Here is a 12860-nt window from a genome sequence, read left to right as displayed (position 1 = left end):
AAAGTTTACTAAATTAAATATAAAAAATACCCAATAACAAAAAGCTTAGTTTTCACTAATCGCTTTGTTATTGGGTATTAATTGATTTAAGAATTACTACTAGTGCGTATTGCTATACATTTGTCGTCACAATTAGAAAGAGATTGTTTACTTAATACTTTCGGTAAGTAAATAGCTACTGTTGTCCCGACACCAACCTCGCTCATGATACTAATTGTCCCTTGATGACTTTCAATAATTTTATAACTTAACATTAATCCAATACCAGTCCCTTTTTCTTTCGTACTATAAAAAGGTTCACCTAATCTCTTAATTCTTTCTTCAGGTATTCCTATTCCTTCATCTATTACATGAATGATGACACCATCATCATTTATTTCTTTTATGTGAATTGAAATTCCCCCACCATTTGGCATAGCTTCGATTGAATTTTGCAAAATATTAATAAATACTTGTTTCAATTGATTTTCTGAGCATTCAATAATTATATCTTTGTCATCCGTAAATAGTTCAACTTGAATATTTGTCATAATTGCTTTTGTGTTCATCAACGATACGACATTTTTAAAAATTTGATAAATATTTTTCTTTTCTGTATTTATCTCATCTGTTTTAGCAATTGCCAGAAATTCTTGCAGGATCGCTTCTATCCTTTCAATTTCAGAGAGCATAAGATCAAAATATTTTTCTTGATCTTCTTTATTAATTTGAAATAACTGTATAAAACCTTTAATTACAGTTAAAGGATTTCTTACTTCATGAGCCACGCCAGCTGCTAATTGACCAATTGCTGCAAGCGTATCTGATTTATTTAGCAATTCTTCTGTCTTTTTTCGCTCTGTAATGTCGCGTACAATAATCATAATTTTATCATGTAATAATGGTAAGCACCTAGCCTCAAAGAAATCAATACTTCCATTAAGTGTGAGTGGATATTCTACAATTACATTCGTTCCTTTTTCCTTAACTTGATTAATGGCTTCCTGAAACTGCTGTGCTACTGACGTTGGTAATACTTCGTAAAACTTTTTTCCCATAAAAGCTTCTGCGGGTACGTAAAACTTTGTAGGAGATCCTGCCTTGTAATCTATAATTGTGCCATCATCTTCTGTTAAGAAACATAAATCTGGTAAAGCTTTAAAAATTAATTCCAGTTCAGATGTTTGTTGTTTTAACTGCTCTTCTATCGCTTTTAAATGTGTAATATCTACACCAACAGCCCAATAACTATATCCTGTTACAGGAAACTGTTCTGATATATTCGACCACATTATTGTTTTGATTTCACCATTTTTACATGTTAAGTGCATTTCCCAATCTCTGAAATTTTTTCCACAAGTTAAAAATTTCTTTTGTATTTGATGGCGATAATTATGATCAGGATACAATAATTGCAGTGCATTGGGATTTCCAATTATTTCTTCAGCGGTATAACCTGTTACAATTTCGCATTCTCGATTCCACAAAACAAAATCTCCATTATAATCAAGCGCATCGACCATAACAGGCATGTTTTGTAAAATCGTATGTAGTTCCTCCTCTTTCTGAGAAAGCAACGTTGTATTTTTACTTTGAAATACTTTTATTGCACTATCTAAAATTAAACTTGAGAGCATTTCAAAGTATTTTTGACAACTGAAAATTTCACTTTTTTTGGACCATACAACAAAAGATCCTAAATGTTGATTGTATAAGAAAATGGGGATTTCAATCTTTGGAAGTTTACTCTTTTTTATCTCATTCATTCCGAATGAAAAAACACACTCTTTTTCAGCATCAAGAAGTTGATGTGATATGTTAGTTAATTTATAAAATTGTTCTGCCATGGTTTCTATTGTACTCACATCAATAAGTTCCATTAGCCGCGAATTCATTCCTTTTTCACCTCAATATGTAAAATTAATACAAATCTAAAATTCATACTTCTCCATTATACGAAGAAAGCTAGTGTAGGTATATAGCTGTAGAATAATTATTCGAACAAATTTTATTTTTCAATTAAAACAAGAAAAGAATATATATACTGAATATACCTTTAATTAGTATATATTTCGTTGATTCCTCACTTATTATCTAGATAACTTGAATTCCTCCTTACATTCACTGAATTTTTACTCGAGATTCATACACGTTACTAATAGCGTTATAAACATGCAATAAGTATAAAGTTCATAAAATATTCACATTTCCCATGAAAAATATAAACATTTATTCCAATATATTCTATATAATAAAATGTAATAAGGCTTCTATGAATCTCATAGAATACCTTACCCCTAATAAAAAAGAAAAAAGAATCCATTTGGATTCTTTTTTCTTTTTTTAATTACATTACATATTTATATAAAGCATGTGCCACACCATGTTCTTCATTTGATAACGTTTCGTATTTACACATTGCTTTTATTTCTTCAACTGCATTTCCCATTGCAATTGATATATTCGCTTTTTCCATCATAGAAACATCGTTTAGTCCATCACCTATCGCTACAGTGTTTTCAACCGGAATATTAAGATGTTCTGCTAAAGTATATAATCCATTCCCTTTTTGAGCATCTCGATGATTAATCTCTAAATTGTGCCAATATGAAGATGTAATTGCTAAATCTGTATTATGAAGAAATGTTTCTTTTAGTTTTTTTAATTTCTCAATATCATAAGAAAATGGTAATAGTTTATGCACATGTATATCTGTTTCTACAATTGGTTTACAACTTTCCGCACTATGAAACGCTGTATGCTCAAGATATAATGCTGCGATTGTTTCTAACTCTTTCAAGTCGAAATTTTCTTTTGAATTCTTCACATACTCAATTTCATTACGTACACTCTCTACTCCATAATCCGGTACATACACACCTTTATCAGTATAAAGCTGATAATATAAACCATTCTCTTCAAGATATGCTACAATTTCAAGTGCCTGCATATTTTGAATTGGATATCTCTTCATCATTTTTTTATCCTTATATATAAGAGCCCCATTTTCTGCAATGATTGGACACTCTAAATTAACTTCTAACAATAATCGCTCAATGTCAACAATAGAACGTCCTGTACAAATTGCTACAACATGGCCAGCTTCTTGACATGTTCGAATTGCTTCTGCATTTTCTTTACTTATCATTTTATTCCCTGAAAGAAGAGTTCCATCTAAATCAATTGCGATTAATTTCATTATTTCTTCACCACTTTCTATAAATACACGAGTTCTAATTAATTATTAGGTATCGTTTTCATACAATCCTCGTGTGGTACTTCTTATTTATAATTTATGAAAAGCGTTTCAGGTCAAGAAATAATTAAAAATAAAATCCAAAGCTTTTCTTTTTAAAAAGCTTTGGATTTTAAACTATGAATTATAACTAATGTATTTTGTCTCATACATGTACACATTTTTTTCTTCAGTTGGGATATATACTTTAAACTTTTCTAACCGTTTTCCATAGACATGAATCGTAATAACGCTTTCATTTGTGCTAATTTCAAGAATATGACAATCTGCTGGTGGAATTACTTTATCAGTTTCTCCTTCTCCCAAATAAAGATTTCCTGTATGTGTTAAATAAACAAGTGAATTTCCAAGTTGTTTCGTTTGTATAAAGTTCTGCACCATTATCCTTCCTGAAAAAACGCCTTCTACTCCCCATGTGCCGTCATGATCATGTAAAGGTGTAGATTGTCCATCTTTCCATACGAGAGCTAGTACTTCAAAACGTTTGAGCGGATCTTCATACAATAAATGTCGTGCATATTGAGTCAAATTGGCCTTCTGTTTATCTAACGGAAGCCATGTTTTCTTTTCTAAAAGTTCTTCTAGTAACTTTTCAATGCCACACACTATTTCTTCTTCAAATAAACCGTTTTCCATAAGATCTGTAACACCTTTAATAAACTTTTGAAATGATTTACTTCCATTACAAGTCAACATAAGAATCCTCCTCTACGTTTTATACAATTCCATATTAAGGTAATTTCGGAAAACTCACAATTGAGAAACAAAAAACAAGATGCAAATGTATGCACCTTGTTAAGATTTTTATTTAGCTTTCAATCGAATAGGTAAGTATTTTAATGTTTGTTCATTTTCCAATATACATTTTTCTAAACAGAAAGATGGAGATAGTTCTATTTTTTCAAAAGTATTTATAAAGGTAGTTAATGCAATCTCAGCCTCTAAACGTGCAAGTGGTGCTCCTAAGCAAAAGTGAGGACCTTTCCCAAAGGTTAAATGCTTTTCATTTCCTGTTCGATGTACATTAAATTGAGAGGCTTGTGAAAATTTTTTCTCGTCTAAATTCGCTGCACTAACCCACGCAACAATCATCTGATCCTTTTTCATTAAAGGACCAAATATATTTGTATCCTCTGTAATCCTCCGGGCCAATGTAACAGGAAAGCGATAGCGTAATACTTCCTCAATCGCTTTTGAAATTAAGTTAGGTTCTTTTCTTAACTCTTCATAAATTCCAGGTGAATCTACTAAAAAGCAATAAAAGCTATTAATAATTAAATTTGTAGTGGTTTCATTCCCAGCCGCTAGTAAACCTAATGAAAAGGTTACAATTTCCTCATCGGTTAATCTTTCGTCTTCATATTCAGCTCGAATTAAATCAGATATGATATCATCGGTTAAATGATATCTCTTTTCCTGAACAATCGGTAGAAGGTATGCTTTGAATTCATTTAATGCTATCCCTTTCTCGGCATCCAGATCATTAAACTTTTCTTTACTATACGGCATAAATAAAATATCAGACCATTCTTTAATTTTTTTACGATCTGTTGTTGGGACTCCTAATAAATCGGAAATAACGGTAACAGGTAAAGGTGCAGCAAACTGTTCAACGATATTAACTTCACTACATTTTTCGATATGTTGTACAAGTTCATCTGCGATAGCCTGTATTCGAGGTTTCCACTGTTCTAAACTTCTTGGAGTAAATGCCTTAGAAACAATGGAACGTACATTGCGATGTTCTGGTGGATCTGTAGAGTTTATATTTATTCTAGTTTCTAAAGGAGGGATTGAGAATTGTCTGCGCTCCCTTCTACTTGAAAATAAGCGATAATCTGATAAAACACGATTTACATCATCATATAAAAAAACATTCCATACATCCTGCTCTTCATCATAATGAACTGGGTGATTATCCCTCATCAAACGATACCATTCATATGGATTCCATAATTCTTCTTTTGTTTTCAGCTTTGAAATTTCATGAACTAAAATAACATTTTCAGGTGAAGCCATAGTTCTTTCCTCCCTTTTCTTTTACAATAAAAGTGATAGGTCGGCAGTCCAAAGTTGTATAAACTATCATATGTTATTTTAACATATACCAAAGGAGATTTTTCATTAGAGAACTTGAGAAATATATAAGGGGGATTTTTATGTACGTTGACATTTTACTACTAGCAGAATTAACGACAGGACCAAAACATGGATATGAAATTAAAAAAAATGTTCAAAATCGTTTAGGTGAAAATTTCGAATTAAATCACAACATGCTTTATCCTGCTCTTCGGCGCTTTGAAAATATGGGTGCTATAACGAAAAAAATACATAAACAAGTCGGAAAACCAAACCGAAATATGTACGATATAACAGAAACAGGAGAAGAAATTTTTTCTGAAATGTTACGAGAGTTTCCCGAAAAACTTGCGACAAACAATACAGAATTTCTTGTTCGTATTGCGCTATTTGAAAAACTTGACTATGAGGATAGAAAAGAGATTTTGACTGTACGTCAAAACGTACTATATAATCAGCTTACTGCTATTCAGTCTCTAGATGTTACCTCATCTTTTATTACTGAAGTCATTGAATTTAGTAAATCACGAATTGAACATGAATTGAGTTGGATTACATCACTTATGAAAAAAATATGAAAAAATAACAAGAAAAGTTAAAAACAATGAATGAAAATGATATTTATTATCAATACTATAATTAATAAAAGGGCAACCACGATTTGGCTACCCTTCAAACATTTACACTTCTGGATCGAAAGTTTTGCAATCTGTTTCTTCCGTTGTAGATGCATGTTTACCTTTATGACTTACTACGTAAATTGCCTCTGCACTACATTTATTACCGTTCGCCCAAAATTTACAGTTATTTACTTCACATAAAACGTCTTGTGCCATAGTATCACACCTCCTTGTTCTATTATCATTAACAAAATTCGGAGGTATGATACTATTTGTCATCCATTTTTTATTCCCTTTTTAGCTTTCTTAATGGTTCAATATCTCCACATACAATAGCATCAATATTTCCAGTTATTTTTTCAATATCAAAATGCCACCATTGAATTTGCAATAATTCTTGAATTATTTCATTTGAAAATCTCTCTTTTATTTTATTTGCAGGGTTTCCACCAACAATTGTATATGGTGCGACGTCTCTAGTCACAACAGATTTAGCTGCAATGATTGCACCATCCCCTATTTTTATTCCGGGCATAATTGTTGTATCCATACCAATCCAAACGTCATTTCCTATAACTGTATCACCTTTATAAGATAAATCAGACAAACTAGGTGTATACTTCTCCCACCCATTTCCAAATATATTAAATGGATATGCCGAAAATCCATCCATCCGATGATTGGCTCCGTTCATAATAAAGTTAACTCCAGATGCAATACAACAAAACTTTCCAATAATAAGGCGATCTCCAAGAAATTCATAATGATGTAATACTCGATTTTCAAATGTTTCTCCATCTTTTGCATCAAAATAAGAATAGTCACCAACAAGTATATTAGGTTTTGTTATTATATTTTTTATAAATTGAACGTTTTGATTTCCTTCAATAGGGTATTTAACATTTGGATTAGGATTCATTTTGTACGGCACTTCCTTTACCACTTATTTCACTTTCTACCGCTATTACTGGCTTTAAATTGTATATAGGTAAAATAAACAATAATCCAATTATAAAAAGTAAAGCCGTCCCTTCATACATCATACTTAATGAAAACATCTCTTTTAATGAACCAGCTATACTCATCGTTACTACCATTGAACCGGTAAAAAGCGGACTTAAAATACCATTTACACGACCTATAAAATCGGTATCGCTATTTTGAATAATAAGCGTATTAATACCAATTTGGATACAAGGAAGAGCTAAACCACTAAAAAGCTGCGCCGTAAGTGTCACCCATAAATTTGTAGAATATCCTATAATGCCAATACCAATTGCTTGACCAAGCATACCGATAATTAACATCTTTTGCGGAGCAACATTTTTCGCAAATACCATTGCTAATGCTCCGCCAACAATCATTCCCGCACCATTTACTGTTAGTAGCCACTGTAAACTCTCTTTTGATAATCCTAACTGCTCAGTCACAATAAATATACCTAATGGCTGAATTAATCCTATACCTAGTCCTGCAGCCATAAAACAAAGCCCTAGCAAAGTTAATGTTTTTTTCTTTTTGACATACTTAATACCATCCTTCATCTCCTGCAGCAGAGTGATATCTTTCTTTTCTACGTCGTTTTCAAGATCTTTCGGAAGAAATAACAATACAACTGCCGCAAGTAAAAACGAGATACCTGTTATGATGATTGAAATATAAATTCCAAAACTATGAAAGATAAATGTCCCTAGAATTGGTCCTAATACCATAAATATTGCAAATATCGTTTGATATATAGACATCGCTAATTGAATTTGTTCCGTTGATAAATGTTGTTTAAACAACTTCATTCCAGATGGTTGTGAAAACTGTGAAAGGATTGCAGAGATGAGTGTCACAAAAAACACAATTTTCCACGTTCCAAACATAAGCGTAATTAATACAGCGAATACTGAAATGGAACTTAACGTTTCACACCATATCATTGTCTTCTTTGGCTTCCACCTATCAGCAAAGGTACCGCCAATAAATGAAAAAATAAAAATTGGAGCGAATTCAGCAACTGAAATCATAGAAATAGCAAAAGCATCACCTTTTGTCATTTCCATTACATATAGTAATACCGCAAAGTTTCGAACCCATATTCCTATTTGTAAAAATAATGCTGATGCTAAAATCCCTTGAACAAACCGATTTTTTAATACTTGTGATACCCCATTGTTTTGTTTCGTTACTACATTTGTCGACATAAAAAAGCCTCCTATTTCATGTTCTGAACAGGAGGCAGCACAAATCATATAAAAAGACAATATATTCGCAGAGCGAAATACATCCCTTTTCTATAAATGTACAGACTAACCCTATTCAGAAGAATATTTCGTTTTTTAACGAAGATCTCTTACAAATAGAATTAGTTGATCATTGGGATGTCTTCACCCTTCCGTTTCGAATTTAAATAACACATACATACTCTATGTAAATCATTTTCGATGTATGCATGTCTCCTTTTAACTATTCTAGAAAGTTAAAGGCAATTCCTCTAAAGAACGCATTAAATAGTTACCTTGCCATTTAATTTCTTCACGATTCCCTTTTATTTGTAGTTCAGGCATTCGATTAAACAAAGTAGTAATAGCAATCTTTGCTTCTAACCTCGCAAGTGGAGCGCCTAAACAGAAATGGCTACCATGACCAAAGGCAATATGACGATTATTTTCCCGAGTAATATCGAATACTTCTGGGTTTTCAAATACAGTTTCATCACGGTTTGCAGAAGCTAAGGCAATGACAACCATATCTCCTTTTTCGATTGTTCGGTCGTGAATTTGAAAAGGTTCCGCTGCCCATCTTGCAGTTGTAACCTCAACTGGAGAATAATAACGCAATCCTTCCTCAATAGCCGAATCAATTAGTTTTGGATTATCTTTTAATAACTGTAATTGATTTGGATTTTCAAGAAGTGCTAATACCGTATTTGTAATTAAATTCACTGTCGTCTCATGTCCTGCGACAATTAATAGCATTATCATTGAATATAGTTCCCGAGCGCTAAGTTTATGCCCTTCACTCTCTGCAAGTATTAAAGCACTCACCAAGTCTTCTTTTGGCTCTTTTCTTTTAATATCAACTAAATATTGAAGATATGTAATAAATTCAGATAGTTGTTTTTCAGTCTCTTTTATTTCTTCAGGTGTTTCTGGTGATGCAATAACAGCATGAGACCAAATCCTAAATTTCGCTTGATCTTCTTTTGGAATACCGAGCATCTCGCTTATTACAATAATTGGTAATGGAAATGAATAATCATCCACAAGATTTAATATACCTTTTCGCTCTATATCACTTATCAAATCATCTGCTATTCTCTGAATTCTTCCGTCTAATTGTGCAATCATCTTCGGTGTAAAAGCTTTTTGAACTAAAGATCGTAAACGACTGTGGTTAGGTGGATCTGAATTTAGCATATGTGTTGTTAAGTGGTCACTATTATCAACGGAAAGATACATGTTCTTTATATCTTGAGAAAACACATTTGTCCAATCTTTTTTTAAACGATTATCTTTTAAAAGTGGCAGAGCATCTTCATATCTAGTAATGAGCCATTCTTTACCGATTTCAACTTGGTTTACAAATAATATAGGTTGTTTTTTTCGCGATTCTTTATAAATTTCATACGCATCTTCTTTAAACTGTGCTGAAGCTAAATTAATGCCATCCTCTATGCTTAACCCAACTTTGTTTTTCATTGACATTGTATTCCCTCACTCTCATTTGTTTTTGAAAACCAACCAACATATGCATTATACTCTAATAAAAACGTGAAAATTGTAAATTTTTAATCAAAATCTTACTTCGTATATTGAAAAATAAAAAAGTGAGAGAGTACAATCGTTTTACTCTCCCACCTCTCTTTATGCGAAGCACATAAAATTACTAATTTGTTGATAGCGATAACTTACTTTACGACGACGACCACCTTGCCAAGTGTAACCTGATACTCCGTTTCTTCTCACTTCAGTCGGAAAGAACCATAAATCCCTTCCAAAAGGTCCAGGACGATGTAAACGTAAATAGCCCCATCTTCCTAAACAGTTACACATCCATGATTTCATATTGCCTGGTTGTGCTGGAGAAGCAAATGTAGACGGTAACGATGGCGCTTGTGACGGTGGTGGTGACGTTGGAGCATCCTCCGCATCATCTGGTCTGTAATCTTCTTGTTCAATATCTCTCACTTCATTTGTAGGTTCATACCCGTAGTCATGTGGATTATAATACATCGCTTGATCATATGGATAATTTTGTTGGTTATACATATTAACAAATCACCTTCTTTTCATTCATTACCTTTATCATTCATATGTGATATGCCCTCTCTGGGAAGCTTATGTATAGCCCAAATTCAACTTAAAAAGCTCCTATTATTAAAAATACGAGTTTTTCAAAAATAGAATATTTTTATCATCTCCTTAACTTCACACTATAAAAACGCATTTCATCTAACGAACCTTCAAATTCAAATACTTCTTGTTTAATTAATTGTTTCAAGCGATATTCTAAGAAAGTATCTCCAACCAATTGTTCAACAAGACCAAGTGCTTCACCAATTACTCTAGGAGCTTTGAGGAACTCTCGATCAGCACCCACACTTTTCGCGCATTCAATTATAAATTGATCAAAATAATCTTCCTGTACAGAATGCACTTCATTTTCTTTCCACACTCTTAAACATTCTATGCTTTCCGATAATCTATTCCACTCATGTTCAAACTTCATGCGCTTCTCTTCAGTTAAATAAGGTAACTTTATAAAACTTTTTTGGAATAGAGCTAAACTTTCAGGTGGTAATTCTCCCGTTCCACGAATATCATACTCTTGTTTTAATATTTCTCTGCTTGCTTCAGACGTATTAATTATTCGAATGTTTTTCTTATCCTTTAATTGTGCTATTACAAAACTTAGACCTACATGTTCATGTGCATTATCAGCCCTCCAAATTGTAATAGGCGTTTCAACAGGAATAGTATGTAGTTCTTCTATAGTTGCTATAAATCTTAATAAATATTCTTCTTCAAAATAACTATCATATGCAGTTAAGTTATTTATTAACCACTTCTGTCTTGCTAGTTGCCCCTTATTCGTATGCAACTTATATATCGGTCCAATTGAAAAGAATTCCGAAAAAGCAACAACACTCTCTTCAAATAATTCTTCTTGACTTAACATATATTTCAAGCAACCAGCCGTTGAATCATCAAAAGCAATATGTACGTGCGTACTTTCTTTTACATTCCTTTTATAAGTAGGATTACTTGTTAATTGTTTCGGAATATCCATCAAATTTTTAATTGTATCTTCACTATAGTTTTCTTCTAATAAGTTTAACTGTATGAGAATACTTTGAAGTAAATCTTTAGCCTCATCTTCGTACATATCCTCTACAGCATTTTTAATTTTATCTATCACACAAATCCCTCTATTCATTTCAAAAATAACGTAGATTATAGTGTATCATTTTAGTATAGTTCTTTAAAGTCAAATCCAGATTACTACAGCAATCTGGATTTTCAACAAAAGCTCTCCTTATATTTTTGAATTGCTAAATATTTTTACTTTGAAAATCCTTGTATCTAAATGTATAATTATATAAAAACAAAAATATAGGAGCTATATTTATGGATAAAGTACTTACAAATTATAAACATTACTTAAAAAATTGGAGATTTATATTTATTTGCATACTACCTGCTATTGCCTTATTCGTTACTTTCGATGTCATCTTTGAACTACTGTTTCATCAAAATTTCTACTTATCTAACTTAATTTCTGCTATCATATTATTTTTAATATTTATTAACGTTAAAGATAAATTTAAAATTAAAGGCTAAAAAACACTATTTCAAAATAGCCCTTTATTATTGCATCCTACTATAAAATAAGGCTCATAGTAGATTTTCATAAAAAATAAGAGCACCCTGCAATTGGCTGCTCTTATGTGATTAGAGGTTTTTTCTGAGTATTAAGTAGGACACGAAGATCTTGTCCTACTACATAATATATGCTTGTACTTATTATTTCGTGCATGTATTAAGCACCATGTTCAGGTACTTAATATATGCATAGTCATTGCTAAAAAATCTACTCAAAATTTCACTGCACAATTTCATAATTATAAATTAAAAAAACATCCTCAATGGATGTTTTTTATCTAACGATTTTAAGCTTCCATAAACTTAGCCGGTACACCAATTTTTTCAACTACAGAAGATATATTAGTAGGATTAATCATTACATTTTCAATACATACTAATTTATTTTCTAATATCCCATTCTCTGTAGTAATAAGTTCTTCAAACCGATCTAAAGTCATTGAGAATTTGTGTTCACTTCCACCATTCATACTAACTTTTACATACTTCATAGTGTCACCGCCTTTCATAATAATTTACATTTCGACAAGAAGGCGCTTACATCCTTTTTATTTACTCTTAGATTTCTCAAGTTTACATATATTTTGAGAAAAGAAACTACTATTATTTACTCACAAAATTATTGCTAATAAGAAAGATAAAGATAACAATACACAAAGTGGAATATATAAACCGGTATCCATTCTTGCAAAGTGCGTATCTTTTTGTCGTTTAAAGATACCAAAATAGTTAAATTCACCAATTACTCTAATAGAAAAGACGATCATACAAATCCAGGAACCGACTTGAATAATAACATTAGGAACTGCAAAATGAACAATATTTGCTTGTTGCAACAAAATTATTGCTGCCATACTTAATAATAATGCAATGACCAATGTCATTCCGGCACGAGGTGTAAACGCCTTTTCCCCTGCTTTAGTTGGAATAACACTATTTGTCCCCCAATTACCTCCGAAAGCCCAATATACATGTAAAAAACTAACTAAGAATAATATACAAGCAGATATATATGTAATGATAAGCATTTTATCCTCCCCTTATTTCATTTTG

14 protein-coding genes are annotated in these 12860 nt (G+C 31.8%); 2 read left to right on the top strand and 12 right to left on the bottom strand.

Features of this window, described 5'->3' with window-relative positions; all coding sequences use genetic code 11:
• Nucleotides 1-86: 86 nt before the first annotated feature.
• The 4 genes from V7S45_RS12885 to V7S45_RS12870 form a co-directional block, all read right to left on the bottom strand.
• A complete protein-coding gene (locus V7S45_RS12885) occupies nt 87-1874 on the bottom strand; it encodes an ATP-binding protein (protein WP_342761886.1) in 1788 nt (595 codons plus the stop codon).
• Nucleotides 1875-2326: 452 nt separating this feature from the next.
• A complete protein-coding gene (locus V7S45_RS12880; RefSeq protein ID WP_173600687.1) occupies nt 2327-3178 on the bottom strand; it encodes a Cof-type HAD-IIB family hydrolase in 852 nt (283 codons plus the stop codon).
• A gap of 174 nt (nt 3179-3352) precedes the next feature.
• The gene (locus tag V7S45_RS12875; protein ID WP_000954438.1) at nt 3353-3931 is read right to left on the bottom strand and encodes a cysteine dioxygenase family protein; all 579 of its coding nucleotides are present in this window, start codon (nt 3929-3931) and stop codon (nt 3353-3355) included.
• 108 nt (nt 3932-4039) lie between these two features.
• Complete coding sequence (locus V7S45_RS12870) at nt 4040-5254, bottom strand: cytochrome P450 (RefSeq protein WP_342761885.1); 1215 nt, start codon at nt 5252-5254, stop codon at nt 4040-4042.
• A gap of 140 nt (nt 5255-5394) precedes the next feature.
• On the opposite strand from V7S45_RS12870, the gene V7S45_RS12865 reads away from it, so the two are divergent.
• Nucleotides 5395-5892, top strand: coding sequence for a PadR family transcriptional regulator (locus tag V7S45_RS12865; RefSeq protein WP_000289127.1), 498 nt, complete (start codon nt 5395-5397; stop codon nt 5890-5892).
• 102 nt (nt 5893-5994) lie between these two features.
• Here the strand turns inward: V7S45_RS12865 and V7S45_RS12860 are convergent, their stop codons facing one another.
• The 6 genes from V7S45_RS12860 to V7S45_RS12835 form a co-directional block, all read right to left on the bottom strand.
• Nucleotides 5995-6150, bottom strand: coding sequence for a DUF1540 domain-containing protein (locus V7S45_RS12860; protein WP_000046095.1), 156 nt, complete (start codon nt 6148-6150; stop codon nt 5995-5997).
• Nucleotides 6151-6220: 70 nt separating this feature from the next.
• Nucleotides 6221-6853, bottom strand: a complete 633-nt coding sequence (locus V7S45_RS12855) for a Vat family streptogramin A O-acetyltransferase (RefSeq protein ID WP_088344670.1) — start codon at nt 6851-6853, stop codon at nt 6221-6223.
• Nucleotides 6843-8126, bottom strand: coding sequence for an MFS transporter (locus tag V7S45_RS12850; protein ID WP_000106401.1), 1284 nt, complete (start codon nt 8124-8126; stop codon nt 6843-6845). The genes V7S45_RS12855 and V7S45_RS12850 overlap by 11 nt, the downstream gene beginning before the upstream one ends.
• Before the next feature lie 267 nt (nt 8127-8393).
• Complete coding sequence (locus tag V7S45_RS12845; RefSeq protein ID WP_088344669.1) at nt 8394-9629, bottom strand: cytochrome P450; 1236 nt, start codon at nt 9627-9629, stop codon at nt 8394-8396.
• A gap of 159 nt (nt 9630-9788) precedes the next feature.
• Nucleotides 9789-10193 (bottom strand): hypothetical protein, encoded by a 405-nt coding sequence (locus tag V7S45_RS12840; RefSeq protein ID WP_000282680.1) that lies wholly within the window; start codon nt 10191-10193, stop codon nt 9789-9791.
• 145 nt (nt 10194-10338) lie between these two features.
• Nucleotides 10339-11343 (bottom strand): DUF1835 domain-containing protein, encoded by a 1005-nt coding sequence (locus V7S45_RS12835; protein ID WP_088344668.1) that lies wholly within the window; start codon nt 11341-11343, stop codon nt 10339-10341.
• 209 nt (nt 11344-11552) lie between these two features.
• Here V7S45_RS12835 and V7S45_RS12830 point away from each other — a divergent pair, with 209 nt between their 5' ends.
• Nucleotides 11553-11765 (top strand): hypothetical protein, encoded by a 213-nt coding sequence (locus tag V7S45_RS12830; protein ID WP_000362067.1) that lies wholly within the window; start codon nt 11553-11555, stop codon nt 11763-11765.
• A 329-nt stretch (nt 11766-12094) separates the two neighbouring features.
• Here the strand turns inward: V7S45_RS12830 and V7S45_RS12825 are convergent, their stop codons facing one another.
• Both V7S45_RS12825 and V7S45_RS12820 read right to left on the bottom strand, forming a co-directional pair.
• A complete protein-coding gene (locus V7S45_RS12825; protein ID WP_000878369.1) occupies nt 12095-12298 on the bottom strand; it encodes a hypothetical protein in 204 nt (67 codons plus the stop codon).
• Nucleotides 12299-12418: 120 nt separating this feature from the next.
• Nucleotides 12419-12835 (bottom strand): DUF3995 domain-containing protein, encoded by a 417-nt coding sequence (locus V7S45_RS12820; protein WP_000905569.1) that lies wholly within the window; start codon nt 12833-12835, stop codon nt 12419-12421.
• Nucleotides 12836-12860: the final 25 nt, after the last annotated feature.

The organism is Bacillus sp. BR3(2024) (assembly GCF_039134555.1).
Taxonomy (GTDB): Bacteria; Bacillota; Bacilli; order Bacillales; family Bacillaceae_G; genus Bacillus_A; species Bacillus_A cereus.
The sequence above is the reverse complement of the archived record's forward strand: the minus strand, read 5'-3'. Positions and strand labels throughout refer to the sequence as shown.

Excerpts from the sequence above, each read along its gene's own strand:
- V7S45_RS12860 (WP_000046095.1), bottom strand. The coding sequence starts at position 6,150 with ATGGCACAAGACGTTTTATGTGAAGTAAATAACTGTAAATTTTGGGCG.
- V7S45_RS12830 (WP_000362067.1), top strand. The coding sequence starts at position 11,553 with ATGGATAAAGTACTTACAAATTATAAACATTACTTAAAAAATTGGAGA.
- V7S45_RS12840 (WP_000282680.1), bottom strand. The coding sequence starts at position 10,193 with ATGTATAACCAACAAAATTATCCATATGATCAAGCGATGTATTATAAT.
- V7S45_RS12855 (WP_088344670.1), bottom strand. The coding sequence starts at position 6,853 with ATGAATCCTAATCCAAATGTTAAATACCCTATTGAAGGAAATCAAAAC.
- V7S45_RS12865 (WP_000289127.1), top strand. The coding sequence starts at position 5,395 with ATGTACGTTGACATTTTACTACTAGCAGAATTAACGACAGGACCAAAA.
- V7S45_RS12850 (WP_000106401.1), bottom strand. The coding sequence starts at position 8,126 with ATGTCGACAAATGTAGTAACGAAACAAAACAATGGGGTATCACAAGTA.
- V7S45_RS12845 (WP_088344669.1), bottom strand. The coding sequence starts at position 9,629 with ATGTCAATGAAAAACAAAGTTGGGTTAAGCATAGAGGATGGCATTAAT.
- V7S45_RS12870 (WP_342761885.1), bottom strand. The coding sequence starts at position 5,254 with ATGGCTTCACCTGAAAATGTTATTTTAGTTCATGAAATTTCAAAGCTG.
- V7S45_RS12820 (WP_000905569.1), bottom strand. The coding sequence starts at position 12,835 with ATGCTTATCATTACATATATATCTGCTTGTATATTATTCTTAGTTAGT.
- V7S45_RS12885 (WP_342761886.1), bottom strand. The coding sequence starts at position 1,874 with ATGAATTCGCGGCTAATGGAACTTATTGATGTGAGTACAATAGAAACC.
- V7S45_RS12875 (WP_000954438.1), bottom strand. The coding sequence starts at position 3,931 with ATGTTGACTTGTAATGGAAGTAAATCATTTCAAAAGTTTATTAAAGGT.
- V7S45_RS12880 (WP_173600687.1), bottom strand. The coding sequence starts at position 3,178 with ATGAAATTAATCGCAATTGATTTAGATGGAACTCTTCTTTCAGGGAAT.
- V7S45_RS12825 (WP_000878369.1), bottom strand. The coding sequence starts at position 12,298 with ATGAAGTATGTAAAAGTTAGTATGAATGGTGGAAGTGAACACAAATTC.